The 26,637-nt window shown below is 44.6% G+C and carries 24 protein-coding genes; 10 read left to right on the top strand and 14 right to left on the bottom strand.

Features of this window, described 5'->3' with window-relative positions:
- Positions 1 to 81: 81 nt before the first annotated feature.
- Positions 82 to 564, bottom strand: coding sequence for a Dps family protein (locus tag SIN01_RS05400; RefSeq protein ID WP_010024243.1), 483 nt, complete (start codon positions 562 to 564; stop codon positions 82 to 84).
- 302 nt (positions 565 to 866) lie between these two features.
- Here SIN01_RS05400 and SIN01_RS05395 point away from each other — a divergent pair, with 302 nt between their 5' ends.
- Positions 867 to 1,316, top strand: coding sequence for a MarR family winged helix-turn-helix transcriptional regulator (locus SIN01_RS05395; protein ID WP_010024241.1), 450 nt, complete (start codon positions 867 to 869; stop codon positions 1,314 to 1,316).
- On the top strand, positions 1,313 to 4,537 hold the full coding sequence (locus SIN01_RS05390; RefSeq protein WP_010024239.1) for an MMPL family transporter: 3,225 nt from the start codon (positions 1,313 to 1,315) through the stop codon (positions 4,535 to 4,537). Before SIN01_RS05395 ends, SIN01_RS05390 begins: the two co-directional genes overlap by 4 nt.
- A gap of 80 nt (positions 4,538 to 4,617) precedes the next feature.
- On the opposite strand, the gene SIN01_RS14985 is transcribed toward SIN01_RS05390, so the two are convergent.
- Complete coding sequence (locus SIN01_RS14985) at positions 4,618 to 4,755, bottom strand: hypothetical protein (RefSeq protein WP_156994755.1); 138 nt, start codon at positions 4,753 to 4,755, stop codon at positions 4,618 to 4,620.
- A 366-nt stretch (positions 4,756 to 5,121) separates the two neighbouring features.
- On the opposite strand from SIN01_RS14985, the gene SIN01_RS05385 reads away from it, so the two are divergent.
- On the top strand, positions 5,122 to 6,969 hold the full coding sequence (locus SIN01_RS05385) for an acyltransferase family protein (RefSeq protein WP_052766833.1): 1,848 nt from the start codon (positions 5,122 to 5,124) through the stop codon (positions 6,967 to 6,969).
- Positions 6,970 to 7,134: 165 nt separating this feature from the next.
- On the opposite strand, the gene SIN01_RS05380 is transcribed toward SIN01_RS05385, so the two are convergent.
- Positions 7,135 to 7,422, bottom strand: a complete 288-nt coding sequence (locus SIN01_RS05380; RefSeq protein WP_010024917.1) for an IDEAL domain-containing protein — start codon at positions 7,420 to 7,422, stop codon at positions 7,135 to 7,137.
- Positions 7,423 to 7,669: 247 nt separating this feature from the next.
- On the opposite strand from SIN01_RS05380, the gene SIN01_RS05375 reads away from it, so the two are divergent.
- A complete protein-coding gene (locus tag SIN01_RS05375; RefSeq protein ID WP_010024919.1) occupies positions 7,670 to 8,575 on the top strand; it encodes an AEC family transporter in 906 nt (301 codons plus the stop codon).
- Between the two features lie 37 nt (positions 8,576 to 8,612).
- Here the strand turns inward: SIN01_RS05375 and SIN01_RS05370 are convergent, their stop codons facing one another.
- The 6 genes from SIN01_RS05370 to SIN01_RS05345 form a co-directional block, all read right to left on the bottom strand.
- Positions 8,613 to 9,596, bottom strand: a complete 984-nt coding sequence (locus SIN01_RS05370) for a VanZ family protein (RefSeq protein WP_010024920.1) — start codon at positions 9,594 to 9,596, stop codon at positions 8,613 to 8,615.
- 481 nt (positions 9,597 to 10,077) lie between these two features.
- Entirely contained in the window at positions 10,078 to 11,652 is a 1,575-nt protein-coding gene (locus SIN01_RS05365) for an APC family permease (protein ID WP_010024922.1), read from the bottom strand.
- A 374-nt stretch (positions 11,653 to 12,026) separates the two neighbouring features.
- Positions 12,027 to 12,545, bottom strand: a complete 519-nt coding sequence (gene tpx / locus SIN01_RS05360; RefSeq protein ID WP_047035026.1) for a thiol peroxidase — start codon at positions 12,543 to 12,545, stop codon at positions 12,027 to 12,029.
- Positions 12,546 to 12,663: 118 nt separating this feature from the next.
- Positions 12,664 to 13,104: a MarR family winged helix-turn-helix transcriptional regulator gene (locus SIN01_RS05355; protein ID WP_010023936.1), complete on the bottom strand. Its 441-nt coding sequence runs from the start codon at positions 13,102 to 13,104 to the stop codon at positions 12,664 to 12,666.
- Between the two features lie 80 nt (positions 13,105 to 13,184).
- Entirely contained in the window at positions 13,185 to 13,967 is a 783-nt protein-coding gene (locus SIN01_RS05350; RefSeq protein ID WP_141306015.1) for a hypothetical protein, read from the bottom strand.
- A 1-nt stretch (position 13,968) separates the two neighbouring features.
- Positions 13,969 to 14,535, bottom strand: a complete 567-nt coding sequence (locus SIN01_RS05345; RefSeq protein WP_010023934.1) for an RNA polymerase sigma factor — start codon at positions 14,533 to 14,535, stop codon at positions 13,969 to 13,971.
- 131 nt (positions 14,536 to 14,666) lie between these two features.
- On the opposite strand from SIN01_RS05345, the gene SIN01_RS05340 reads away from it, so the two are divergent.
- Positions 14,667 to 15,755, top strand: coding sequence for an ABC transporter permease (locus tag SIN01_RS05340; protein ID WP_010023933.1), 1,089 nt, complete (start codon positions 14,667 to 14,669; stop codon positions 15,753 to 15,755).
- Positions 15,756 to 15,794: 39 nt separating this feature from the next.
- The gene (locus tag SIN01_RS05335) at positions 15,795 to 16,691 is read left to right on the top strand and encodes an ABC transporter ATP-binding protein (RefSeq protein ID WP_010023932.1); all 897 of its coding nucleotides are present in this window, start codon (positions 15,795 to 15,797) and stop codon (positions 16,689 to 16,691) included.
- Positions 16,692 to 16,848: 157 nt separating this feature from the next.
- On the opposite strand, the gene SIN01_RS05330 is transcribed toward SIN01_RS05335, so the two are convergent.
- The gene (locus SIN01_RS05330; RefSeq protein ID WP_010023931.1) at positions 16,849 to 18,264 is read right to left on the bottom strand and encodes an MFS transporter; all 1,416 of its coding nucleotides are present in this window, start codon (positions 18,262 to 18,264) and stop codon (positions 16,849 to 16,851) included.
- A gap of 947 nt (positions 18,265 to 19,211) precedes the next feature.
- Between SIN01_RS05330 and SIN01_RS05325 the strand changes: the two genes are divergently transcribed.
- Genes SIN01_RS05325 through leuD form a run of 4 tightly spaced genes read left to right on the top strand, consistent with a single transcriptional unit; the run spans position 19,212 to position 23,565 of the window.
- Positions 19,212 to 20,375, top strand: a complete 1,164-nt coding sequence (locus tag SIN01_RS05325; RefSeq protein WP_010023929.1) for a 2-isopropylmalate synthase — start codon at positions 19,212 to 19,214, stop codon at positions 20,373 to 20,375.
- A 38-nt stretch (positions 20,376 to 20,413) separates the two neighbouring features.
- On the top strand, positions 20,414 to 21,508 hold the full coding sequence (leuB, locus tag SIN01_RS05320; protein WP_010023927.1) for a 3-isopropylmalate dehydrogenase: 1,095 nt from the start codon (positions 20,414 to 20,416) through the stop codon (positions 21,506 to 21,508).
- Between the two features lie 29 nt (positions 21,509 to 21,537).
- On the top strand, positions 21,538 to 22,947 hold the full coding sequence (leuC, locus tag SIN01_RS05315) for a 3-isopropylmalate dehydratase large subunit (protein ID WP_010023923.1): 1,410 nt from the start codon (positions 21,538 to 21,540) through the stop codon (positions 22,945 to 22,947).
- A gap of 24 nt (positions 22,948 to 22,971) precedes the next feature.
- Positions 22,972 to 23,565 carry a 3-isopropylmalate dehydratase small subunit gene (gene leuD, locus SIN01_RS05310; protein ID WP_010023922.1) on the top strand — a complete coding sequence of 198 codons (594 nt, stop codon included), beginning with the start codon at positions 22,972 to 22,974 and terminating at the stop codon, positions 23,563 to 23,565.
- A gap of 52 nt (positions 23,566 to 23,617) precedes the next feature.
- Here leuD and thiE read toward each other — a convergent pair whose 3' ends face one another.
- The 4 genes from thiE to tenA are packed head-to-tail and all read right to left on the bottom strand — an operon-like array spanning position 23,618 to position 26,570.
- On the bottom strand, positions 23,618 to 24,274 hold the full coding sequence (gene thiE / locus SIN01_RS05305) for a thiamine phosphate synthase (RefSeq protein WP_010023921.1): 657 nt from the start codon (positions 24,272 to 24,274) through the stop codon (positions 23,618 to 23,620).
- Entirely contained in the window at positions 24,267 to 25,076 is an 810-nt protein-coding gene (gene thiD / locus SIN01_RS05300; protein WP_010023920.1) for a bifunctional hydroxymethylpyrimidine kinase/phosphomethylpyrimidine kinase, read from the bottom strand. Before thiD ends, thiE begins: the two co-directional genes overlap by 8 nt.
- On the bottom strand, positions 25,073 to 25,885 hold the full coding sequence (gene thiM / locus SIN01_RS05295; protein ID WP_010023919.1) for a hydroxyethylthiazole kinase: 813 nt from the start codon (positions 25,883 to 25,885) through the stop codon (positions 25,073 to 25,075). Before thiM ends, thiD begins: the two co-directional genes overlap by 4 nt.
- Positions 25,860 to 26,570, bottom strand: a complete 711-nt coding sequence (gene tenA / locus SIN01_RS05290) for a thiaminase II (protein ID WP_039744817.1) — start codon at positions 26,568 to 26,570, stop codon at positions 25,860 to 25,862. The genes thiM and tenA overlap by 26 nt, the downstream gene beginning before the upstream one ends.
- Positions 26,571 to 26,637: the final 67 nt, after the last annotated feature.

The raw sequence follows: 26,637 nt of genomic DNA, 5'->3' as shown, positions 1-26,637 counted from the left end.
TTTTATAACCCCTAAAAAATCTAAAAAATAGTGCATAAAAAAACGAGCTGGGAGACCCAACTCGCGTGCTGCTTCACTAAATCAATTATTTTTTTGTGGTACCGGATCTTTGCCCAGAAAAGCCGTGTAAAACCAAATCGTCTTATCCAGCTTATTCTTGATTGCAATAAGTGTATCATTCGTGACTGCATCACCTTCACGGTCAGAAATAACAATCCCCTCTTCCAGCTCATCGCGAAGTAATACGAGATCGTCAACCGCTGTCTGAACCATTTCCTTCTCACTTAACGGATTGATATACGGTTGTTCCTTAAGGCTCGCATGTTCCAGAAACTCACGTAATGTCGAATATGGCCGCCCGTTAATTTGAAGCAGACGTTCTGCCAATTCATCGAGAATTTCCGTGGTTTGATTATATAGTTCTTCAAATTTCACATGCAAGGTGAAAAAATTTGCACCTTTCACATACCAATGCAGTTGATGCAATTTTGTATAAAACAATCCATAATTTGCAACTTGCTTATTCAAAAAAGTTTTCGTTGTTGTTTCTTGTTGAATAGACATTAAAACAGCTCCTTGTTATTAATATTTATCTTTATGTAATGATTATAATTTAAATAGCATTTTTTGTCTAGCGTATTGTTTCAAGAATATTTTTAGCTATCGCCACAATTTTGTGCCGATCTGTTTTCATTTACAGAGCCAGGTTTATCATCTTTATTGCAAGATCCTTGAGCTTCCTCTTCCTATAATAAGATGTCCATCGAGGAGACAAAAAATAAATTCATTTTGGTTGACAGTGTTAACCTTTATCGGTACCATATAAAACAGTTAACACAGTTATCTATCCTATGGAGGTTCAATAAATGGAGCTTGACTCGATCAAATCCCTAATTAGTGCCTATGAAGAGGTTTCGATTTATACATCCAATAAGATCCATGAAGCCGTTGAGGGCGTGCTTCGCTCCCATGGCATTACTTATGAACAGATGTGCTTGCTGCGCATGATTTATCGTCATCATGGAATTAGCTCAATCCAGATTTCAGAAGCACTGGATATTAACAAAAGCGGCGTCAGTATTCGCGTCAATCGGTTAATAGCGAAAGGATACGTTGAAAAACAAAAGATTGATAATCGCAGTTTTGGCCTGTATATCACAGCCAATGGTCGTGCTATCTTACAAGAAGGTGAGCAAAAGATCCATGACCTTGTCGGCAAATGGATTGAAGAAGTCGGTGAAGAAGACAGTAAGGAATTCATCCGAATTTATACGAAAATCAATGAAACGATTCGGAAACAGAAGGTGGAAAAATGAAGAAAGTAATCAAGCTTCGATGGGTTTTGCTGGCCATTTGGGTTGTTGGTCTGGCGGCATTGATCATAACGCAACCGAATATGAATCAGCTCGTCCGTGATAAAGGCGGCTATGCGCTTCCAAATGATTATTCAAGCAGTGTCGCCGGCAGAATTGAAAAGCAATTCAATGGTGATCAGAACACGACATCATACATTGCAGTGTTCCATTCTGATCAAGGATTATCAGATAAGAAAATGGATCATATCAAAGAAACACTGCAAAAAATAAGGGCGGATCAGAAAGACCTCCATATCAATAATGTCGTTGACAGTTTTGAACAGACCGATTTAAAGAGTCAACTGGTCGCAAATAACAACAAAACGCTCATGGCAGTCTTTCAAGTGGAAAACACGAACGATGTGACCGTCCATCAATTGCGCGCCAAAATGGATACGCAAATCAAAACGGAAGGAGTCAAGACCTATCTTACGGGTCAAGAACTGATCAATGACGATATGAGTACCTCCGCGGAAGCCGGACTGCAAAAGACGGAATGGATTACCGTTGTATTCATACTTGTTGTTCTTTTACTCGTCTTCCGTTCACTGATCGCACCATTTATTCCGCTCGTCACCGTAGGAATCAGTTACATCGTTGCTCAGAGTGTGGTTGCATTCCTGATCAAATATTTTGACTTTCCGGTCTCCAATTTTACACAAATTTTCATGGTTGCCATCATGTTCGGGATTGGAACGGACTACTGCATCTTACTCATGAGCCGTTTTAAGGAAGAACTTGCAAAAGGAAAGGACAAAACCCGGGCAACACAGGAAACTTTTAGAACCGCCGGTAAAACCGTTCTGCACAGTGGGATTCCGGTCTTCATCGCGTTCCTGTCTCTTGCTTTTGTTCAATTTAGTCTTTACCGCAGCGCGATCGCCGTCGGTGTCGGTGTTATCTTCTTGCTGTTAGCACTTTTCACCTTGCTGCCTCTGTTTATGTCCACGTTGGGCAAACAGTTATTCTGGCCGATGGTCGCTAAAATCAAAGAACCGAAGAGTCCGCTTTGGGCAGGTGCAGGTAATCTTGCGTTTACGCGTCCGCTGATTGCACTTTTAATTGTTGCTGCCTTCCTCGTTCCGCCGATTCTGACTTACAATGGTCAATTATCTTTTAACTCACCTGAAGAGCTTCCTGACCATTATGCAGCAAAGGAAGGATTTGACGTTGTCTCAAATGACTTCGGTCCGGGAAATATATCCCCAGCAACCATCTACTTAAAAAATGATGATAACATGAAAACAACGGATTATATTGCACTCATTGAACGGATTTCAACTGAACTAAAGACGGATGCAAATGTGTCAAAGGTCATGAGTATTTCCCGTCCTTTGGGGGATCGATTAAATGATATCTATGTTGCGAAACAGTCACAATCACTGCACAATGGTTTATCGGATGCCTCTGACGGCTTAGGCACCTTACAAAAAAGTCTGAACGACACAAGTAAGAAAATTGATGCCTCGCAGCCTCAGCTTGCAGCCGTACAAACCGGAGCTGACAAACTGCAAGTCGGCACAAACGATACAAAAAAAGGCGTTCAAGATCTGCAATCTGCACTGGCAAAGATTTCCGACGGAATTAAAAAGGGATCAAGCGGAACCGGTGAAATCAGGACGCATGTTCACGATGCGCAAAAGCAACTGGCACAGCTGCAGACGGGGCAGCAGCAACTTCAAAACGGGTATCAAAAAGTTGCTCAGAGCTTGAAGACGCTCTCCGATCAGCTCGGAAAATTTTCAAGCGGGTCAAGCGCTCAGCCGGCCATCGATACAACACAATTAAAGAAAACCTTAGCACAAATTCAATCGGGTCTGCAGGCATACGCAGCGGCACACCCTGAAGCGATGCGGGACCCTAATTTCAGAACAATGGCTGCTGGATTGCAAAAGCTTCCGGATGAGATGAACCAGCTGCAGTCCTCGATCCAGTCTGAAGCAGCGAAACAGTCGCAAGCAGCACAAGGACAAATCAGCCAACTCAATAAGAACATCCAAGCGCTGGCAGACGGAATGAACACCCTGAACGCCCAGTCTGCCAAAGTCTCCGATGGACTTAGCGCTTTTAAGTCCGGTTTGGCACAACTCGATACTGGCCTCGCTCAACTGGAAAACGGGTTAAACCAGGCAAGCAATGGTCAAGCGCAAGTGATTGCCAACACCCCGAAGATTACTAATGCCTTAACGCAAATTGCATCGGGTCAAGAAAAACTGAAGAATGGATTTTCTGATGTTCAAGATCAGATGAAAGACCTGTCTAGTGGATTATCCGAAGGTGCAAACGGGACCAATAAAATTCAAGGCGGTCTTCAATCGGCAAACAAGTTAGTCGGCAGCTGGTCAAAGCTTCCTTATGATCAGTCGGGCATCTATGTACCTGAACAGATTTTTAACGATAAAGATTTTAAGACCGCCCTTGATCAATACATGAGCAATGATGGAAAGATCACAACCATTCAAGTGACCATGAAGGAAGATCCGTATACCAATAAAGGGATTGCTGATCTGCGCAACCTGAAAAAAGAACTTCCATCAATTCTAAAAGGAACGAAGCTCGAAAATGCTCAGATTGGGGTCAGCGGTATCGCCAGTGTTAATAGCGATTTGAAACAACTTGTAAGTTCTGACTATCAAAAAGCCGTTACCTTTGTCATTATCGGCGTCTTTATCGCACTCGTTATCGTGCTGCGCTCGCTCAGCATGCCGATCTATTTAATGGCATCGTTGCTGCTCACCTATTTCGCGTCAATGGGCTTCACAGAGCTGATCTTCACTAAGCTCTTTCACTTCTCAGGGTTGACGTGGACGACGCAATTTTTCGGCTTTATCGTCCTCGTAGCCTTGGGCATTGACTACTCAATCTTTGTCATGACACGATTTAATGAGTATGCAAATCAAGCAATAAAGGAACGCATGCTGCTCACGTTGTGGCATATGGGAAGTGTAATCTTCTCCGCTGTTTTGATCCTCAGCGGTACTTTTGCGGCAATGATGCCTTCCGGAATGCTGTCACTCGTTGAAATTTCAACGGTTGTTATTATTGGTTTAGTGCTTTACGCAGCGATCTTAATTCCATTGTTCATTCCGATAATGGTAAAATTGCTTGGTCGCGGCAACTGGTGGCCGTTTATGGAGCGTCCGAAAAAATCGGTACCTTTAGATGATTCACCATCCATATAAAATGTAAATGAAAGAACATAAGAAAAACCGGGCAAAAAGCGCCCGGTTTTTTTATTGTTTCCTTTTTTTGTCCAAGCGCTTTAAAAATTAAAGTTGCCCGATGCGTAATAGTAAATTAATGTTGCAACCACATCAACGGCACAGATAATCGCGATGATGGTTACAATTTTACCGCCTTTTTTCTTCCCTTCTTCCGACTTGAGCGTCTTTTTATTCATAACCGCACCTCCAAGAACATTAGGTTGTTTCTTTTGTTATAATGATGATTGATCACGATTGCGATCCGCTTTTTCAAACCACGTTGTTTCGTACATTGATTCATATGAGAAACCTCTGTTTTTTTACTAGTTTAACATAAAATCAAAGAAATAAATGACATGCAATTCTGATTCATTTCGAATCTTTTAATCTATGGATAAAATTTCAATCTTTTTTTAAATGGAATGCAATCTTTTCTCTTGCGCCATGAGGTAAACTTAATCTATAGCTATTAAGCAATGTGAGCAGTTTGTTCGTAACGACAAAGAAACAACGCTCGCCTCAGCAACATGGCGAAACACATCATTCACGGAGGGCGAGTTCACTTGGAATTAAACACGAAACGCCGCTATATGGGCGGGTTAGATGGGCTGAGGGCGATTTCGGTTCTCGCTGTCATTGCCTATCATATGAATCTGCCCTGGGCTGGCGGCGGTTTTCTCGGAGTCGGTGTCTTTTTTGTTCTATCCGGCTATCTGATTACTGATCTTTTGATTGAAGAATGGGAAAGATCCGAAACCATTAATCTCAAACGGTTTTGGATCAGACGCGCAAGACGACTATTGCCTGCAATGATCACTGTGGTCACAATTATATATGGCTATGTTTTTTTCTTCCAGCCAAGCTTGCTGCATGAAACGCAGATGGATGCCGTTGCCGCGCTCTTTTATTTCAGTAACTGGTGGTCGGTCTTTCATCATCAATCCTATTTTGACAGTTTTATGAATCCTTCACTTCTGAAACATTTTTGGTCCTTGGCAGTTGAAGAACAATTCTATCTTATTTGGCCGCTCCTTGTCCTGTTTGTCCTTCGATTGTTTAAAAGTAAAAAAGCCCTCTACATACTTACCCTTGTTTTAGCTGCAGGGTCCTTACTGTGTATGGGACTGCTCTATCACTTCGGTACGGATCCGAGCCGCGTTTATTATGGAACCGACTCGCGGGCATTTTCATTGCTTTTCGGTGCAATTCTTGCTTGTATTTGGCCAAGCCGTCATCTAACCGGAAGCAAAGCGCAGGGCATTTTTCTTGATGGAATGGGTGGCCTTGCCCTTCTGTTTCTGTTCTTATGCATCGGTTATGTCGACGCCTTCGAACCTTTTCTCTACAGCGGCGGTCTCGGTTTGTTTTCTATTGTGGTTGTGGTTCTAATCTCAGCACTTGCCCATCCATCTACCCTGCTTGGCAAGTGGATCGGTGCCAGACCACTGCGTTGGATCGGTGTACGTTCTTATGGAATGTATTTATGGCATTACCCCATCATACAACTCACAACGCCTGCAAATCAGGCAAACGAGGTCCATCCGCTGCGTATCGTGATACAGTTAATCTTAATTATCCTTGTCTCTGCATTGTCTTATCGTTTGATTGAACAGCCGATTCGGCGCAGAAATCGTGCAAGCAGCGGCTGGTTGATTGTCCAGCAGGCAGGCATCGGTCTATTCGCACTGTTTCTGATTTTTTCGGGAACATCCGTTGCGGCCAGGCATGCGCTTCGGTTCCCGGTTCATTCTAAACAGGCGGCAGTTGTGCAGCACCCCCAGCATAAAGGAACACAAGCGGACAAGCAGGATGAACCGGGAGATGCAAAAGGGCAGACAAGCCATGCAAAACAGAAGCAACAGGCAACGAAGAAAAAAACAAAAAGCAATAGTGAAGCACAAACACAAAGTCCGCCATCACGCAGCGCCAACTCATTTACCAGTGGAAAAGTCACTGCGATCGGTGATTCCGTCATGCTCGGCGCCGAACCTTATTTAAAAAAATCAATTCCACAGCTCACGATTGATTGTAAGGTGGGCAGACAGTTCCGAGAAGGATTTACCACGCTCAATCAATTAAAACAATCTGGTGCCCTCGGTCGTTATGTGATCATTGAACTCGGAACAAACGGTCCATACGATCAAGAAGAAATGGATGAATTAATCCGCTTAATCGGCCCGAATCGCAAAATTGTTCTAATCACAATTCGCGTTCCGCGACCATGGGAACGCGTCGTAAACCAAATGATTCAGCAAACAGCTGCGAAACACAAAAATGTCACATCCGTTGACTGGCATCAGGCAAGTGCGGGACAAGCATCTTATATCGGCAGTGACGGCGTTCACCTGTCGATTACCGGCGCAAGGAAGTATTCAGCACTGATCGTTCATGCCCTTCTTCAACTGGTTTAAGCATCTATCTCGCTGTTCTTGTCTCGCAAACAATGATAAAGAGAGCGTCTCACAAATCTACTGATTTGTGAGACGCTTTCTTATTATTTGGGGAGTGATCCGATAAAAAGGCTAAGCCAATCTGTAAGGGTTTACATTTATCTAGCCAGCTCCGTGATCATTTTGTTACTTGATCTGTTCCTTCAGTACCATAGCGGTTAGTTTTTCAAACCATTCTTTATCATAGGTAGCCAAAGCCAAATCAATTAAGCTATTCAATTCTTGGTTCGTAAGCGCATCGTGATTAGGGAGTACATCTTCAAAAGAAATTTCGAGCCACTTCATTCGCGGATGGTTTTCGCACTGTGTGACACGCAGCTTGCACCGTTTAAAGTCAGGATAAATTGATGTCACGAAACCAATGCAATCATGCTTCCCCATATATTTTGTGTGAACCCACTGTCCCATTTCCATGGCTGATCGCCTCACTCTGTCTCAAGTTGCCTGGCCATCATCACACTTCCAAGAATGTATCTGCTCTTAGCATATGATGCAAATCCGTTTCCTGCCACAGATCCAAGCCTGTTTGACACAAGAAATAATCATTTTCGCAATTCTTTTGATTGGAACATCATCTTCCCCCGAAACAAACAGGCTTCATGGTATGATAAAGAAAATGAATTTCCCTTAGAGGAAGCCAGGTCATTGGAGGCACTAGATCATGGCATATATCCATTTATTCATCTCTGTCAGTCTGCCCATCCTGATAATCTGTACATGCGGTGCTCTATTGCAAAAGAAACAGCCCATCGATACCAAAATGCTGGCGAATATCAGCTTATACATACTCGCACCCGCCCTAATCTTATCCGCACTTTCACAGTCGCATTTAAAGGGATCCAATGTGCTCCACATCTTTGCTTTTTCACTGATTATGACCGCTGTTCTTTGGCTGCTCGCCGTTGTTGCCGCAAAATGGATGCATTTATCCGAGGGGAGCAAACGGGCATTAACGTTAACACTCGTCTTTAGCAACGCAAACAACTACGGACTTCCGGTTCTTTTGCTTGCATTTGGTCAATCCGGATTTTCACTTGGCGCCATTTATGTCATCGGTCAGATTATTCTCGTCAATGTTCTTGGTAGCTACATTGCATCCCGTGCCGAAATGAGTGGTAAAGCAGCGTTGGTCCACATCGTAAAATCGCCGCTTATCTATGCATCCTTGATTGGTTTTCTCTTTGCATTTCTGCAGCTGCCGCTACCAAGCGGAATGGATACTGCAGCTCAAATGCTCGGCGCAGCCTATCCTGTGCTCGTTCTATTGATCCTTGGAATAAAATTAGGTCATACCCGTTTGGCAGGAATTCGCCGACTCGATGTTTGGGGCGGCGTGCTGCTTCGCTTGCTGCTGGTCCCACTTATCGCTAAAGGCGTCTTATTCCTGCTGGGGATTCACGGCATGCTTGCCTCAGTTTTATTCGTTGAGGTCAGCATGCCGGCTGCCGTAAACAGCGTTATGTTAATCGAAAAATTTAATGGAGACTCTGAGCTCGCGTCTCTGATCGTAACCCTTACAACCGTTCTAAGTTTCATTTATCTTCCCTTTCTCATTCGCATTGGATGAGTTGAAAAGCAGTCGCTTCCAGTTGATTCCTAAATGCCTAAAACGTAAAAAAAGACGTTTGCATCAGATGAGTATGCGTTGCGGACGCGGAACGAATCATGATGATTTCTGCATGAAAGACGCCTTTCTGCTCATTCCCCCATACACGAATGGGTACGTTGTGATGCAATCGAGAGAGATGATCTAAGGAACGCTGCCGATAAACCGCTTGTTCCGGTTGATGAGCACGGGCATTTTCTTCGGTATAAATCTGCGTTGCCGCACTTAGTTGAACAGAAAGATTAACTTTCCCCTGATTGTCGTCTGTCTGTAAAATCAGTGTTTTTCTGCTGCTCGCAAGCAGCGTTCCTGCGTAATCCGGAATGCCTAGTGAACGAATCACTGCTCGCTGCGCTTGACTCGATGAATTTGCATGGCTCATTTCTGTAAACTGAACCATGAGCGTGCAGAAAATGATTAATGAAATAACGACCAGACGATGGTTTCTCTTCTGATGATTAATTGCCAGCCAATCGGACAACAGATGCCACAGTGCAAATCCGAGAATACTGCCCATCATGCAAAGAATCAAATCATCAATATTTGCATTTCCAGTCGCAAAGAAGAATTGAATCGTTTCGATCAATGTTCCAATCAACAAGGACAGCCCGATAAACCGTTCGAATTCCATCGGCTTTCGTAGTAGAATCGGAACAAAAACGCCCAATGGCAGTGCAGCCGTAAAAATCTGAACAACACTGAATAGAGCGGAACGAAACTCCTGATCGTGCTGGTCCGCCAAGTAAAACAAAGTGTTCACAAAGTTCATCGGTACCAAATTATAAGCCTGAACGTTAAATTGCGGACCGGATCTATTAGGCGCTAAATGTAAAGGCGCCACTAAATTCATTCTGCTCAATGACCATAGGTAGAGAATAAAAAGAATCCATAGAAAACAGGACAGCCATTTCTGGCGATTCCGCCATACTGAAAGGACTCCCAATTTCTCGACTTCTTTCCCACAATCGGCTGATTTTCCCATGATGTGCCCCTCCTTGCTTTCAGACGATTTAATGCTGCATTGCATCAAATAGGTCGTTCTAAAAATTAAGCGTGCTGCTTACGAAACAATCCCTTTTTCTATGTAAAAAAGCACCTTTTTCCTAGAATTCAACAATTATGATTCTATTAAAGCATTGAAAAGGAGACATTCAGGTTACAAAATTCTTATGAGTTTCTTAAATTTATCGTTTCGCACAAATACTTAGATAAACGGGGCAAAAAGCGCTCGATCCTTAAGCCATGCTATGTGGCGCCTACGCTAGGGTTGCCCCCAGCAAAAGCGCGCAGACTACGGGCGATCCGAAAACCTCCTCGGGTAAACCGGAGAATTTCCTAGCTTGCTGATCCCGCAGAATCCCGCGCACCTGCTTTACCTGAAAAAAAAAGAGCACCGGCTTGTACAGCCGGTGCTCTATAATACTTATCGAATACCAATCAACTGGTCTTGTTGATTCGTTGCGTTATGCAGCTTCTTCCCTTTTTTTCAACTGCTCAGTCAACCAGCCACTCTTAATCCCCCAGAGATAAAAGAAGTAGCTGAATACAGCAATGACGAGAAAATCATAACCGAATGGGATGAGATTTAATCCTCCGAATTTATTGCTCCCGATCCAAGAAATCAGAACCATAAACCCGAGATAAACGATGAGCCAGATTCCTGCTTTCAGATCTTTTTTGAAGCCTTTAAATTGGTTTTTTGCCTGATAGTAGAAATAGATAGGCAACCCGATAAAAATAATGAAGGTGACTTTACCTGTCAGCGGCCAAGTTGCCCAATAATAGATCATTGACGCCGCAATAAAAGCAATTGGCGCAATCACATGCATTCCTTTTATTCGCAGCGGACGCTTAATCTTACCACCGAATTTTCTAAATACCATGACACAAATCGGACCGGTAACATAGGAAATCAATGTAGCAACAGAGATCACACTAGCGAGTGATCCCCATCCCCTGAATAGAAAAAGGAACAAATAAGATACACCAAGATTCAGCCACATCGCTGCGCGTGGGACACCGTAAACGGAATTGATCGTGCCAAAAACAGGAGGGAAAAACCCATTGCGTTCCATCCCGTAAATCATACGGGCGGTTGTTGCTGTATACGTAATTCCCGTCCCTGACGGCGACACAAACGCATCTGCAAACAGCAAGAGTACGAGCCAGTTTAATCCGAGTGCCATCGCTAAGTCAGCAAATGGTGAACTTAGGCTAAGATTTGACCATCCATTAGCCAGCATGTCTGGAGTAACACCGCCAACAAATGTGATTTGCAGCAGAACATAGATTAGTCCGGCAATAAGAATGGAGCTGATTACTGCAATAGGAATAGATTTTCTTGGATTTTTTGCTTCTCCCGCCAGATTGATTGGACTTTGGAATCCATTAAATGCAAAAACAATACCTGACGTAGCAACAGCAGTTAAAACACCGGACCAGCCATTTGGCATAAAACCGCCATAATGTACATCAACAAAGTTATGTGCGTGAAACCCGGCTGCAAAGATACCGATGATCGCACATGTGGGAATAACAAATTTAAATAGCGTAATCATCGAATTTACCTTAGCAAACAATTGAATCGTAAAGTAATTTAATAGGAAATAGACAAATACGAGCAGTGCTGCAATGAATAGACCGAGTGCGGTCAATTCATTGCCATCGTACAATTGATGCGCCCAACTAAAGTTCCATGAACTCAAGTACTGAGTTGAGGCAACAGCTTCAACCGGGATTACAGAAACGATCGCAATCCAGTTTGCCCATCCGGTTATAAAACCAACCAGCGATCCATGCGAAAATTGTCCATAGCGAACCATGCCGCCTGCGGCAGGAAACATAGATCCGAGTTCTGCAAAGGTAAGTCCGATAATAAGAATTAAAACCATACCGATCAGCCATGAATAGACAGCTGCCGGACCTGCCACACTTGCAGCTTTCCATGAGCCAAACAACCAACCGGAACCAATGATTGATCCCAACCCGGTCATGGTTAGGGCAAACGTGCGCATTTCACGCCGCATTTTGTTTTTCATGATGTTCACACACCTTCTGTTATTTCTCTCTCTTACTCTCTTGGCAGAACGGCTTTTATTCTCTTGAACTTTGCGAATTAAAGAAAGAAAGCATCAAAAATGACATCAGCACAATAGGAAGATCCTTTATCGTTCTTTTTTTCACAAAGAGCTTAAGAAACACAATTGATGTAACGGATGTATGATGTTCGATTTCAATCCGTAAGCCGCCTACCTTTTGATATAAAAGGAATTATACTCGGTTATTCGACAATTTTCAAAAATGGGTTCACTTAACAATTTTCAGTTTACAGTCATCGAGCCACTTAAACATACAAAAACCCCCAGAAGTTGGCGTCTATTATCCAACTTCTGGGGAGGATTCACTCGATCGATTATACCAATGAACGCAATGCGTTTAGCGCAGCCTCGTAATCCGGATGCTCTGTCATTTCTCTTACGTATTGAACGTAACGGATCGTATTCTCCTGATCAATAATAAAAATTGAGCGCATATCCAGTTGAAGTTCCTTAATCAGCACACCATAGTTCTTGCCAAACGCATGTGTCTTATAATCAGAGAGTGTATCCAGGTTGTCGATTCCAGCCACGGAGCAGAAACGATCCTGCGCAAACGGCAAATCGACTGAAATGGTCAGTACAGCAACCTGATCACCGAATTTTGTCGCTTCTTCATTGAAGCGCCGTGTCTGGGCTTCACACACTTTCGTATCCAATGATGGAACAACAGAAATCAGCTTGATTTTTCCTGCATAATCAGAAAGCGACTTCTCTTCCATTAGATCCTTATTCACCGTGAAATCCGGTGCTTTATCTCCGACTTTCAATTCCGGTCCAATTAAAGTGATCGGATTTCCGCCAACCGTTGCAATTCCTTTTTTTTCTTCACTCATCATTTATCCCTCCAAAAGTTCGGTTAGTATTTAATACAAAATCCATCCGTATACGGGTATTCACAAATCAGGTTGCCAACACCTCCTTAACCGAGATAAATGAACTTCTTTGGGACAATCATTTCATTTGACCTTGCGTCACCTGTTGGGTTAACAATTTGATCGTCCGGTTCAAGTTTTGCATCTCAGCTTGGGTCATCCGGCTTGATCGAATAAGCGTCTCAGGAATGCAAACGGTTTTTTCCTTTAAAGCTGCACCCTTTTCCGTTAATCGAACCGTAACCATTCGCTCATCAACCTGCGACCGTTTCCGCTGCAACAGGGCTTTACCTTCCATTCGTTTCAACAAAGGAGTCAATGTTCCCGAGTCCAGGTCAAGAAGCGCACCAATCTGCTTCACCGAACATTCGCGATTTTCCCACAACACAAGCAAAACCAAGTACTGCGGATAAGTAATTCCCAATTTTTTTAACGCAGGCTGATACATACGCTGAATTGCTCGTGAGCAACTGTAGATCGAAAAGCATAAATGGTCTTCAAGACGGAACGCAGGTTTCATTGCTCTCTACTCCTTTATATTTTGCACAATTTAAATGTACACAATTTAATTTTCCTCGTCAAAGATTTTGCTTAACTTGGTCAATGCTTGCCGGCAAATTGCAGCGGATGTTTGACGAGCAGGAATACCTGCCTTAGCAGGAAAACAGAACTGATTAAAATTAAGAGCACAAAATACAAAACTTGTACCCTCTCAAGCCATTCCCGAATCACGGGAGAACCAGCAACACTTAAAACAACAGACAGCCAGACAGCAAGCGCGACAGCTGCTGCTGCATAACCGTTCCTGAGTCTGTTTGCGATGTAAAACGTGAATGCAGCCACTACTGTAAACGGCGTCAGCCAATAAAGCATTAATTTCCAAATAAACAGCGACGGAATCAGCATTGGAAGTGTCGCGGTGAACAAAAGATTCAGAAAGAGATTAAACACACCGATCAACACCATTTTTGCAAGCAACATTTCTTGCAATGAATATTTGGTGGTCATTTCCAATTCATGCATCTGATTCTGCCAGCTTTTAAACAACTCTGCGACGCCCAAAATGCAAGGAGCCGGAGCGATGCCCATCGTAATCAAATAAGGATTCGCACCACCGGATGAAATGAGCAGACAGCCAAAAATAAATACTCCAGCATTCACGATCCAAAATAGAGGATGAACATAAACCAATTCCTGAATGATCTTTCGACAGAGCAATTGAAAATGGTAATGAGCGGCTTGTTTTTTTTGAGGTACTAAAGGTCTCAGCGTGTCAATGGTTTGAACGATTCCTTTCTCACCAGGGTACTCAATTGAATAGTTTTCAAGCAACCTTTTGATTTCCAAATTGATCGCTTTATCTTCCATTTCGGTATTTTCCATTCTACTGATTTTCTTCCGCATTATCATGCTCACCCCTTTGAAAAATTTTTCGCAGCTTAGCTAAAGGTTGTCTCAGACGCGATTTCACCGTTGCTTCATTAGAAGCAGTCACCTCAGCGATTTCTCGAATCTTTAAGTCATGAAAATATTTAAGAAGGATGACTTCCCGCTGCATTTCCGGCAGGGTATCTATGTATGCCTTGACCTGGTTGCGTTTTTCTTTTTGTTCAAAGATGAAGGGTGTATCGGCATCTCGACTTTGTAGCTGCTCCGAAATCTCCGTTTGCTGATTCTTTCTGAGATGGGCACTGCTTTTCCAGTAGTCGCGACAGTGATTGACAGCAATAGTAAACAGCCAGCTTTTAAATAATCCTTTTTTCGAGTAGGATTTAATCTTTTTCATCATCTTTATGAAAATATCTTGAGTCAGGTCATAAGCCAGTTCTCTATTCCCTACTTTTCGATAGACAAAAGCGAAAATGATTGGATAATAGCGTCGCGCAAGAACTTCCATCGCTGCTTCGCTGCCGCTAAGTATTTCCTCAATCAAGGATTCATCATCAACCACCACATTCCCCCCTTTCATTGCTCTTGCTTTTTTTCTATAAATTATGACGAAATTTCTATTGATTTGGATCTTTTTTTAATATAACTCCGTCTTAAAAAGTGAATGAACTGATGCTAAAGAGGAGGCTGCACGTGAAAGAACTTGTTCGCTTTGAATTATATAAGCTATTCTCACAGAAAGGAATCTATATCACCGCCGCAATTTTGCTTTTTCTAATTATTTTTTTCCACCAGGTTATGCCCGGACCTGATGCTTCAGCCTATAGTCAATACAAGAAATGGGAAGGACCGGTCACTGAACAAAAGCTGCAAGAAGCCAAGCAGTTGGCAGAGCAGGGAAGTGGACGAGAAAGTGAAGTGTATCAGGATCTTGATCTTGTCGCTAATTTTCAACTGGATAAAGCGAATATACTAAAAGAAGTTACCGATAAACTGAGCAAATTAAACGATTTGGACAGCGATGCAAGTCGGCAATTGCAACTAGAAAAAAAGTTACTCAGCACGATACATTTTACTGATTACTATTATCAATGGCCGGTGGAGCAAATGCAGGATTACATCAATACGTTTGGTTTTATCTTTTTGGGAACGCTGATTCTGATCGGCCTTTCGTCGCTGTTTACGCGTGAAACAGCCTCAGGGGTTGATCAATATATTCTGAGTACGCAACATGGACGAAAAACGATCGTTCATGCCAAACTTGTTGCCGCCCTTATTTTTGTTCTCGCTTGCGCACTTTTATCGATCGGCTTTGATGTCGTTTACTGGATCATTCGTGCAGGTAACTATGGATGGCTAGCGAATATTCACTCAATCCCTAAGTACTATAATTCTCCGTATACTATGAACATGCTCAGCTTTTTCTTGCTGAAAACAGCGGTCCATGTCTTTGCAGGATTAATGCTTGCTATTTGCGTCGTTTTTATATCACTACTCAGTAAAAATTCGTTTTTTTCATTTATCTGCTCCGGATTTGTGTTTGCCTTTCCATTTATGGCTGAAGAGTTTGTTATTGTTCCAGGATGGCTGGCGAAAGTTTTTCAATTCAGTTATGTCACGGCGATGCGGGTAGATAATTGGTTTACCGATTTTCACGCAGTCACTATTTTCGGCTATCCGCTGCTTCTTCCAATTGCTGCTACAATTGTCTTGTTGCTGGTCTCCGCCCTTTTTACAATGATGCTTTACAAAATCAATGAGCAAAAACAGATAAAACCATAAGTCGCGATCTTATGTAAATAAATCAAATGAGGTGTTTCTTTGGAACTGACATTAAGCCGAGTCACTAAGAAATTTGGCAAGAAAACAGCCTTAGATTCAATCAGTGTCACACTTCGTGAAGGCGTTTGCGGCATTTTAGGAGCAAATGGTTCCGGAAAGTCCACACTGATGAGAATTCTAGCAACCGTGATGCGGCCAACAGACGGAAGCATTCTACTTGATGGAAAAGATATCTTTCAATTAGATGCTGACTACCGCACGCTGATCGGTTATCTGCCGCAACAGGTTGGCTATTACCGAAACTTCTCCGCAGAAAGGTTTCTGCATTACATGGCTTCTTTAAAAGGATTGACAAAAGCCCAAGCAAACAAAAAAGTTGAAGAGATGCTGCAATGGGTCGGCATGGAGCAGCACCGTCATGAAAAGATCGGCAAATATTCCGGTGGGATGAAGCAGCGTATCGGCATCGCTCAAGCATTGCTCAATGATCCTAAGATTCTGATTGTCGATGAACCGACAGCCGGGCTTGATCCCAAAGAGCGCATTCGTTTTCGCAATCTTCTTGCGGCAACGGCCACCAACCGTATTGTTCTTTTATCGACACACATCGTATCCGATCTTGAATACCTTGCAAATAATATTATGATTATTAAAGACGGCCACTTTGTTCAGATGGATACGCCGACCGCGTTATTGAAAGCAATGAACGGTAATGTATGGACAGTTGCCACGACCAACGAACTGCTTGCTGATTATCAACAAAACTATAAGGTAGGCAACATTATCCGTAGAGAAAATGGTATTGTTGTTCGACTGCTCGCTGACGAAAAGCCATCTCGGCAGGCGGTTAAAGCCGTTCCGAATCTTGAAGATCTCTATCTTTATCACTTTGATGACCTCAATGAGACGCGGCCGATCAGCTTGCATCAAAATTGAGTGAATGGTTTAGATTTTGCGCAGAAATTGTTCACAGAATTAGAAAGGGTATCTCAAAAACATTGAGATACCCTCTCTATTCATTTCATGGAGCCATTGAAACTACGTACGTGCCGACTTCCTTTTCACTCATAAGGCCGATTCATCATGAAAGTACTTATTTTAAAATCTGCTTCTTTGTTTCCGGACCCCAAAGGATCGTCAGTGCTGCCGTTATCGCTAATAAAATGCCAATCACGATAAAGACCGATAGAATGCCTTGATTGGTCAACAGCCAAGCCACGATATATGGTGTAACAATGGTGAATAGCCGACCAACGGCTTGCGCCGTACCGTTCCCGCGCATTCTCAGTGCCGTTGAGAAAAGTTCAGGCACATAGATTGACAGACCCACCGCCATCAGTATGTAGAGACATACCGTCATCAAAAAACCAATGGTCATTAAAGCTGCCGGTTGCGTCTGAAAAGCATAGATATAGCCTAATAGAGCGGTCATGATCAATGCACCGACAATCATCCATTTTCGCCCAAGACGATCCACCGTCATTCTTCCGATCAACGCACCAATCGGGGCACCAAGCATCATAAGTGCTGTATAACCAAGAGACTTAGAAACGGTAATCCCGCTATTGACCAGTAAAGTCGGTACCCAGGTAACAAAAGTAAATGCAGCTGTATTAATCGCAGCTAGGATCATACACCCTAACAAAGTACGTCTGATCATGCTTTTGCTAAACAATTCACCATAATGCCCCTCTTTGGTAACGATCTGATTCACTGAATCTTGTTGATCGCTGTTCCTCTGAAATTTTCCACTCTTTCTTGCCTCTTCCTCAAACTGTGCAACAATTTGTTCTGCTTTTCTATAGTTTCCCTGAGAGAAGTACCAGCGCGGGGATTCCGGAAGCCCGCGTCGGAAATACCAAACAATGATGGAGAGCACACCGGCAATCGCAAACATCCAGCGCCATCCGATCGTTGGAATAATCATAAATCCAAGAAAAGTGGCGATTGGCGCGGAACAGTTTGCAAAAACCGATAATCCGCCAACCCATTTTCCTCGAGAAGCGGCAGGCACAAATTCTCCTAACAGTGTAAAGCCTGTCACGATTTCGGCTCCAAGTCCAATCCCGCTGATCCCTCTTAAAATAATAAGCGTGGTCATGTTTGGGGCAAAGAAGCTTGCTAGAGAAGCAATACCAAAAATAAATAGATTTACTTGATAAGCAAATTGCCGTCCCCTCCAGTCTCCAATAAATCCAGTTGCTAACGACCCGATGAATAGGCCAACAAAGGTTGTCGAAATAAAGGTGGCATTCAAAGCAAGTGACGACCATCCGCTTTGGACCAATTGACCGAGAACACCTCCTGCCAGATAAACATCAAATCCGTCAAGCATCATCCCTAGCGTGATCAAGGTGAAGATGCGATACATCGTTCTCGTAACTGGAAGCTGGTTAATCCTGCGCTCCAAATTAAGGATTTGTTCCTGTGTTAAACAATTCGTTTCAGCATTGATTGTGGTCTGTTTCTGGATCCCCTGTCTTCTGATTACGCCTTCTGTATCAATCATAGCGAACACCTCATCCCTTCTGTTTCTGTTTCAATTTTTCTCTGTTTTGTTCGTAATACGTTCATTCGCCGTTGCGCTGTCTTCCCTCCCTACCCTCCTTATCTGCTAAAAAAGTGTAAAAAAAGAACCCATTCATGTTTGAATGGGTCTTGCGAACGGTTGAACATCCCACGCACTGCATGAACAGGACACATCGCCCTGCACATATCCGTACAGTTGCTGCGTCCTACTAAAGAATGAAGTTAGGCTGAGGCAAAACAATTAGCCCTTGCAACAATTCATTTAGCAGGTTTTGCAATCGACGATTTGTGCTCATCATGAGACTTCCTTTCGCTTCGTTATTGGCGTATCGTCAGTCTACTCCCCTACTTTTGATCTTGTCAAGAGAATTTTTTGTTTTTTCGCTCAAAAGAAAATTATATCGATCATTGGCTGGTCGTAACAACGGCCACATTTTTTATAGAGAATTTCCCAAACAAATTTGATTGAATGGTTGACAAGAAAAATAAACCATGTATTATTGGGGGCACAAACATTTTTCAGAAAACGCGATGATGAGGAATAAGTAATCAGCAAGGGTACTTGCAGAGAGCCGGAACACGGTGAAAGTCCGGCAGTACTACTGATTGCGAACTCACCTCAGAGTGCCGGTTTGAACTTTTCAGATGAGTAGATCCGGCCGAGTGTATCATGCACTCGTTATCAAATCGACATTTTGCTTGCCAAAATGCCGCTGAGTCATTACTTGCGAAAGTAGTGAAAAGCCGGGTGGTACCGTGAAACAAGTCCTTTCATCCCTGCATCGAGTCATTATTATGACTGGTGCGCGGTGGAAGGACTTTTTATTTTATTCAGATGTGCCGGGGGAACCGCACCACGATTCCTCCTTGCCATAAAAAGAGATACAAACAAAAAAACAGAAAAATTTTCAGAAGGGAGATTCGAAAATGGAAAAGGTTGAAATTTACGACACAACGCTTCGTGACGGGGAACAATCACCGGGATGCAGTCTGAACGAACATGAAAAAGTGCAGGTGGCCAAACAATTGGAACGCCTTCATGTCGATGTCATTGAGGCAGGGTTTCCCGCTGCTTCTCCAGAAGACTTCAGAGCTGTGCGCAACATTGCCAAGGCGGTAAAAAACAGTACGGTGACCGGCCTCGCCCGTTCAATAAAAAGTGATATTGATACAGCATGGGAAGCGCTGAAAGATACAGAAAATCCACGCGTCCATGTTTTTATTGCCACTTCCCCGATCCACATGGCTGACAAATTAAAGAAAAGTCCTGAAGAAGTGTTAAAAATGGCGATCAGCGCAGTCAAGTATGCCCGCAGCTTCTTTCCACAAGTGGAATTCTCTTGTGAGTATGCTTCGCGCAGCGAGTACCCTTTTATGTCCCAAGTAATTGAAGGGGCGATTAAGGCTGGGGCCTCCGTCATCAATCTACCGGACACCGTTGGCTTTTGCTCCCCTGAGGAATATGCCAAAATGTTTCATTACGTCCAAGAGCATGTCTCAGGCATCGAAAGCGTACGCCTTTCCTGCCACTGTCACAACGATCTCGGAATGGCCGCTGCGAACACCCTAGCCTCTATTGAAGCAGGCGTGAGACAAGTTGAGTGTACCGTGAATGGCGTCGGTGAACGTGCCGGGAATGCTGCACTCGAAGAAATTGCGGTCGCACTTCATGTCCGCAAGGATCGTTATCAAATGATGACACAGCTGAAAATGAATGAAATTGCTAAAACAAGCCAGATGGTCAGCCAATTCATGAACAGTCCGATTGCCGCAACCAAACCGGTCGTTGGTGCAAATGCATTTTCCCATGAATCGGGGATTCATCAAGACGGTGTAATGAAGAATCCCAAAACCTATGAAATTATTTCCCCTTCTCTGATTGGTCTTGATTCTGGGAAACTCGTTCTTGGCAAACACTCCGGCCGCCATGCGTTCAGAGCAAAAGCATTGGAGATGGGCATTCACTTATCCGAAGAACAGATCAATCAATCCTTCCATGCATTTAAAGATCTTGCGGATCAGAAGAAAGAACTGGACGATCAAGATTTTCGCCATCTATTCTCACACTATGCGCAACCAGCCATCCACTAAACGAATGAAAAATCAAAAGGAAAAGAGATGATTATGGGATGAAAATTATAACCGTATTGCCTGGTGACGGAATCGGTCCTGAGGTTACCGCCTCTGCTGTGCGCGTGCTCCAGTCGGTTTTCCAAAACAGCAAAACAGAGGTTCAGTTCATCGAGAAAAAGATCGGCGGTGCGGCAATTGACGCATACGGTACGCCGCTCCCCCAGGAAACGATTGACCAATGTAAGCGCAGCCACGCCATTCTTTTGGGAGCTGTGGGCGGGCCTAAGTGGAATCAGCAATCCATGCAATTGCGGCCGGAGCAAGGCTTGCTCGGCATCCGCAAAGCGATGGGATTGTTTGCAAACCTGCGGCCAGTAGAAGCCTTTCAAGCACTCGTCGATGCCTCACCACTCAAACGATCATTTGTTGAACAGGTTGATTTTATTATTGTTCGTGAGCTTACCGGCGGCTTATATTTCGGACGCCCAAGCGAACGGCTGGGACCAAACCAAGACCGCGTAGTCGATACATTAGCCTACAGCAGACAAGAAATTCAACGCGTGGTTGAAAAAGCATTTCAGCTGGCGATGAAACGGCGCCGAAAGATTACATCAATTGATAAAGCGAACGTTCTGGAATCGAGCCGGATGTGGCGTGAACTTGTTAATGAAACCAGCAAACGCTATCCGGAAGTTGCGGTTACCCATCAGCTCGTCGATTCTGCGGCAATGCAGCTGATTACAAACCCTTCACAATTTGATGTGCTGGTCACTGAGAACATGTTTGGCGACATACTCAGCGACGAGGCTTCTGTCCTTACCGGTTCGCTAGGAATGATGCCATCTGCAAGTTTGAGAGCGGATAAAGTCGGTTTATATGAACCGGCCCACGGATCGGCTCCGGACATCGCCGGACAAGGAAAAGCAAATCCTCTGGCAACCATTTTGTCAGCTGCCCTAATGCTGCGCTACTCATTTGACATGGATCGTGAAGCCAAGCAGATTGAGGCTGCTGTTCGCGATGTATTGAATCAAGGCTATCATACAAGTGATCTTCAGATCGATCGTCCTGATCATCGAACGGTCAACACAACGGAAATGACGGATCGCGTCATTTCAGCAATAAATCAAAACGAAACCATCCATCAATAATCAGGAACTTTAACGAGGAGGAACAAACCATGAAGAGGCGCAACATCATCGAGAAAATTTGGGATCAGCATCTGATTCATCAGGAAGACGGAAAACCGGATCTTCTCTACATCGATCTCCATCTGGTTCATGAAGTTACATCCCCTCAAGCCTTTGAGGGACTGCGCATGAATCACCGAACGGTACGGCGGCCGGACCGCACTTTTGCAACGGTTGACCATAACGTGCCAACATCGGAAAACCGTGAAACCAAGGATGCAATCTCTAAAATTCAAATTGAAACGCTGCAAAAGAATTGCAAAGCGTTTGGCATTGAATTGGCCGATATCTATAGTCCGCATCAAGGCATTGTGCATGTGATCGGACCTGAACTGGGTTTAACACAGCCGGGCAAAACAATTGTTTGTGGGGACAGTCACACCTCAACTCACGGTGCTTTCGGAGCGATCGCGTTTGGCATTGGCACAAGTGAAGTGGAACATGTACTGGCAACACAGACCCTTTGGCAGAAGCGTCCAAAAACGATGCAAATTAAAGTTAATGGTAACCTTGGTATCGGAGTTGGCGCTAAGGATTTAATCCTTGCCATTATTGCCAAGTATGGCATTTCGGTTGGCACCGGACATATCGTTGAATATACCGGTGAAGCGATTCACAACTTGTCAATGGAGGAACGAATGACCGTTTGCAACATGTCGATTGAGGCGGGTGCGAAAGCAGGTTTGATCAGTCCCGACCAGACAACGGTCAACTACCTGCGCGGCCGTCGTTTCGCCCCAAAAGGCGCAGCATTTGATCAAGCAGCGCAAAACTGGCTTGCATTAGCCAGTGATGATGGTGCCGAGTACGACCGCACGCTCGAAATCGATGCTTCCGAGATTCAGCCTCAGGTTACATGGGGAACGAACCCGTCAATGGGCGCGTCGATCAATGATTTGGTCCCCGATCCTGAATCTTTTGATGATGAAGAAAAGAGGCAAGCGGCACGAAAGGCAATTGCTTATATGGACTTAAAGCCCGGCACTCCGATCCACGCAATTCCAATTGATGTCGTCTTTATCGGTTCCTGTACCAACAGTCGCATTGGCGATCTGAGGCAAGCAGCTGAAGTTGTACGAGGAAACCATGTTCATGAAGGTGTACGTGCGCTCATCGTTCCCGGATCATACCAAACAAAGAAACAGGCAGAGGCCGAGGGATTGGATCAAATTTTTAAAGAAGCCGGTTTCGAATGGCGGGAACCCGGATGCAGCATGTGTCTTGCAATGAACGACGATATCGTTCCGGTCGGAAAACGCTGTGCGTCAACCTCGAATCGAAACTTTGAAGGACGCCAAGGTACCGGATCAAGAACACATCTGGTCAGTCCAGCGATGGCTGCTGCCGCGGCGATCCAAGGACATTTTGCCGATATCCGCGAATTCACTGCGATCCACTAATTTATCAAAAAGGGAGGATTAACGATGCATCCATTTAAAACGTTTGAAGGCCGCGTTTGTCCGCTCGATCGAACAAACGTTGATACCGATCAAATCATTCCGAAACAATTTCTGAAACGCGTGGAACGCAAAGGCTTTGGTTCCTGCCTCTTCTATAACTGGCGATTCGATGAGAAAGGAAATAAAAAAAAGGACTTTGTTTTAAACAAACCTGAATATGCTCAATCATCAATTCTAGTCGCTCGAGACAATTTCGGTTGCGGTTCCTCACGCGAACATGCGCCGTGGGCACTGCAGGATTACGGGTTTCGTGTCATCATTGCACCAAGCTTTGCCGATATCTTCTATAACAACTGTCAAAAAAACGGCATTTTAGCCATTCGACTCGATTCACCCCGTGTGGACGAACTGATCCGGCGCGGAGCAACTGAGGCATTAGCGCTCACCGTAGATCTTGAACAGCAGAAGCTTTCTGCGCCGAACTTTGCCGAACATTTTGAGATTGATCCCTATCAAAAAGAAGTATTGCTCAAAGGATTGGACGAAATCGCAATGACTTTAACTTATGAAGATGAAATTGTGGCTTATGAAAAGCAGCATGAAGCCGTAGTTCACTAATTACCAAGTGCTTGAAAGCCTCCTGGATAACCAGGAGACTTTTTCATGATCTTTACCCTTTACCAAGCTTCGTTAAAAAACATTTGACGGCAGCCGTAGGATCTTCCGCTTTTGAAATTGCCGAAATGACGGCGACACCACTTGCGCCCGCAGAACAAATGTCCGGTACATCATCGGGCGTGACACCGCCAATTGCAACCATCGGTAGCGGAAATTTTGCATCTGATAATTGGCGAATGATCGAATCACCGATCGGTGCCTCTGCATCGCTTTTGGATTGTGTTGGCTTATACGGACCGACACCGATATAATCTGCGCCATCGTGCAACGCCTTCTCTGCTTCTTCAGTGGAGTGCGCCGATACGCCAAGCCACATCGTGTTGCCGATTTTTTGTCGCACCCGCCGTGCCTGTTCATCTTTTTGGCCGACATGGATACCATCCGCTTTAAGCTGGATCGCAAGTGCTAGATCATCATCAACAAAAAAGGGGACCTGATAGTCTCGGCATAACTGCCTTGCGGCGTAAGCGAAGTCGAGCCGCTCATTACCGGTTAAGGCTCGTTCTCCTTTTTCTCGCCATTGAAAACAGGTAATGCCTGCCTGCAGTGCGATTCTGATCGTTTCCAATGGTGCGTGGCTGCCTGCATCCGGGGATCCCATCACAAAATATAAGGACAGTACGTCGCGCAAGTCTCGATTACTAATCATGATTGGCATCGCTCCTAAGTGACCAATGGCTTACCGGCCCATGGCCATGGCCAATTTCAGGTGCATGAGCAATGGCTCGGGTCAATAAATCTTTTGCTGTTTGTACACCTTTCTCTAATGGACTGCCTTTTGCCAGCTCCGCAGTAATTAATGAAGAAAGGGTACAGCCGGTTCCATGGGTGTGCGGCGTTGGATACCGATTTGCGGTGAACCATGTTATTCGATCTTTTGTTGCGAGACAATCGCGGGCTTTATCGGGATGATTCTTATCATGTCCGCCTTTTAACAGAACGGCTCTAGCTCCGCGCATCATGATTTTCTTTGCGGCTTTTTCTCGATCTTCATCTGAACGAATGGTCATTTCCGCTAGGACTTCCGCTTCCGGTGTATTGGGCGTAATTAGGTCGGCAAGCGGCAGCAAGTTACGGATGATTGATTCAATCGCTTCGGGAGCGACCAAATGCGCGCCGCCTTTCGCTACCATAACCGGGTCGACAACCAAAGGGCGCCACACAAATCGGCGAATCCCATCAGCCACGGTTTCAACCCGTTCCGCATCAACCAGCATACCGGTTTTCAAAGCGGAAACGGTGAAGTCATCGGCGATTGACCGCATTTGCGCCTCAATCGCTTCGATGGATAACGGATAGACGCCTTGAACTCCTTTTGTATTTTGAGCGGTCACCGCCACCACGACCGACATGCCAAACACATCCCGTTCCTCAAACGTCTTTAAGTCCGCTTGAATCCCGGCACCGCCGCCGCTGTCGGTTCCTGCAATGGTCAAAACTTGCGGTCTCATAAACCGGTCACATCCTCAACGGCGGCATAGCGTTGTATTTTTTCTTCATTCATTAAATATAATTCGTCCATCAAGTGTTGACGAAAAGAACCGGGCCCTGCGCACTTTTCACCAGCAAGCTGTCCGGCAAGCGCATAGATCGTCGAAGCAGCAAAGGAGGCTTCGAGCGCATTTGACGTAACAGCAGCATAGGCTGCCTGAATCACGCCATTCAGGCAGCCGGAGCCGGTCATATATGGAAACAGCGGATGGCCGTTTTTCACATGGTAGGTCCGTCTTCCGTCGGTGATTGTATCGACAGCACCTGAAACAGCAACAACGGTGTTCCAGCTCAGTGCCACGCGATTCGCCATCTCCGTGACATCCCCATTCCCATCGCCCGCATCCACTCCTTTTGCAGCCCACTTTTCACCGGCAAGCGCAGCAATTTCTCCGGCATTTCCTCGGATAATTGCAACGTCCAGTTCCTCAAGCAGTTTCTGAACCGTTTGCAGTCGAAAATCCGTGGCACCTGCACCCACCGGATCAAGAACGATCGGTACACCTGCTTTATTTGCTGCCCGGCCGGACAATCGCATGCTTTCAATTGAATAGGGGGTTAGATTGCCAATATTGAGCTCAAGCGCTCCGCTTATTGCCGCGATTTCTGCCACCTCTTCATGAGCTTCGGCCATGATCGGCGACGCACCAACTGCAAGCGCCCCATTTGCCGAATCGTTAATGGCGACACGGTTGGTAATGACGTGCAACAATGGTTTTCGCTTTCTCACTTCATCCATCAATTCAATCAACCGCTGATTTTCGATCATAAGTCTGTTCCCCCTGTCCGTATGTCGGCCAGTCTTTAAGACGAGCAGCCATTTCCCAAAAGCGATATTCATAATAACTGCTTTGCATGAAGATATGGATCATTTCGCGACGTTCTTCATCAGATGCCCATCTGCTTGTCTCATCCCACAACGCGCGTTCAATTTCCATATTTTTCTCGATCCCTTCACCGCTGTACTCGATAATCCATTCACGATAAATCTGTTCTTTTGGTTGCGCATCTTTTAATTGCAAGCCAATTTCATAGTAGAGCCATGGGCACGGCATTAACGCAGCCAAACTATGCCCCAAGCTTCCTTTACTCACAACATGGTAAAGATGGCTGATATAGCCATAGGCATCCGGAGCCGGTTGAAAAGTCTTCCACTCCTGTTCGCTGATTTCTAGCGTTTGGAATAGCTTTTGATGCAGCTGTAATTCTCCTTCAGCGAGTCCAAGACCAATTTTTAAAAGCGTAGCCACAACATCTGCGTCATCGCTTTGCGCGGCAACCATACCATGCAGTTTAGCAAATTCGCGTACATAGTAAGCATCTTGCTTGATGTAGAAACGGAACTGTTCCAAAGGAAGGGTGCCATTCTTAATTCCCTGCACCAACGGATGTCTGAAACTCTGTTGCCACAGCGCATCGCATTGTTTCCGTGCCACTAGTGAAATGCTCTCCATTTAATCACCCCTATTTCTTTTTTGACAAAATGAAAACCGCTTTCGGTTATGAAAGCGGTTGATCACT

This window comes from Sporolactobacillus inulinus, assembly GCF_006539285.1.
GTDB classification, from domain to species: Bacteria; Bacillota; Bacilli; order Bacillales; family Sporolactobacillaceae; genus Sporolactobacillus; species Sporolactobacillus inulinus.
This window is presented reverse-complemented; position numbering and strand designations above follow the sequence as displayed.

Coding starts and splice junctions, on each gene's coding strand:
- SIN01_RS05370 (WP_010024920.1), bottom strand. CDS start 9,596: ATGGGAAAATCAGCCGATTGTGGGAAAGAAGTCGAGAAATTGGGAGTC.
- SIN01_RS05400 (WP_010024243.1), bottom strand. CDS start 564: ATGTCTATTCAACAAGAAACAACAACGAAAACTTTTTTGAATAAGCAA.
- thiM (WP_010023919.1), bottom strand. CDS start 25,885: ATGATCGAAAATCAGCGGTTGATTGAATTGATGGATGAAGTGAGAAAG.
- SIN01_RS05380 (WP_010024917.1), bottom strand. CDS start 7,422: ATGGAAATGGGACAGTGGGTTCACACAAAATATATGGGGAAGCATGAT.
- SIN01_RS14985 (WP_156994755.1), bottom strand. CDS start 4,755: ATGAATAAAAAGACGCTCAAGTCGGAAGAAGGGAAGAAAAAAGGCGGT.
- SIN01_RS05395 (WP_010024241.1), top strand. CDS start 867: ATGGAGCTTGACTCGATCAAATCCCTAATTAGTGCCTATGAAGAGGTT.
- thiE (WP_010023921.1), bottom strand. CDS start 24,274: ATGATTAGTAATCGAGACTTGCGCGACGTACTGTCCTTATATTTTGTG.
- thiD (WP_010023920.1), bottom strand. CDS start 25,076: ATGAGACCGCAAGTTTTGACCATTGCAGGAACCGACAGCGGCGGCGGT.
- leuD (WP_010023922.1), top strand. CDS start 22,972: ATGCATCCATTTAAAACGTTTGAAGGCCGCGTTTGTCCGCTCGATCGA.
- tpx (WP_047035026.1), bottom strand. CDS start 12,545: ATGAGTGAAGAAAAAAAAGGAATTGCAACGGTTGGCGGAAATCCGATC.
- SIN01_RS05330 (WP_010023931.1), bottom strand. CDS start 18,264: ATGATTGATACAGAAGGCGTAATCAGAAGACAGGGGATCCAGAAACAG.
- SIN01_RS05365 (WP_010024922.1), bottom strand. CDS start 11,652: ATGAAAAACAAAATGCGGCGTGAAATGCGCACGTTTGCCCTAACCATG.
- leuB (WP_010023927.1), top strand. CDS start 20,414: ATGAAAATTATAACCGTATTGCCTGGTGACGGAATCGGTCCTGAGGTT.
- SIN01_RS05325 (WP_010023929.1), top strand. CDS start 19,212: ATGGAAAAGGTTGAAATTTACGACACAACGCTTCGTGACGGGGAACAA.
- SIN01_RS05355 (WP_010023936.1), bottom strand. CDS start 13,104: ATGAAACCTGCGTTCCGTCTTGAAGACCATTTATGCTTTTCGATCTAC.
- SIN01_RS05375 (WP_010024919.1), top strand. CDS start 7,670: ATGGCATATATCCATTTATTCATCTCTGTCAGTCTGCCCATCCTGATA.
- SIN01_RS05390 (WP_010024239.1), top strand. CDS start 1,313: ATGAAGAAAGTAATCAAGCTTCGATGGGTTTTGCTGGCCATTTGGGTT.
- leuC (WP_010023923.1), top strand. CDS start 21,538: ATGAAGAGGCGCAACATCATCGAGAAAATTTGGGATCAGCATCTGATT.
- SIN01_RS05350 (WP_141306015.1), bottom strand. CDS start 13,967: ATGGAAAATACCGAAATGGAAGATAAAGCGATCAATTTGGAAATCAAA.
- tenA (WP_039744817.1), bottom strand. CDS start 26,570: ATGGAGAGCATTTCACTAGTGGCACGGAAACAATGCGATGCGCTGTGG.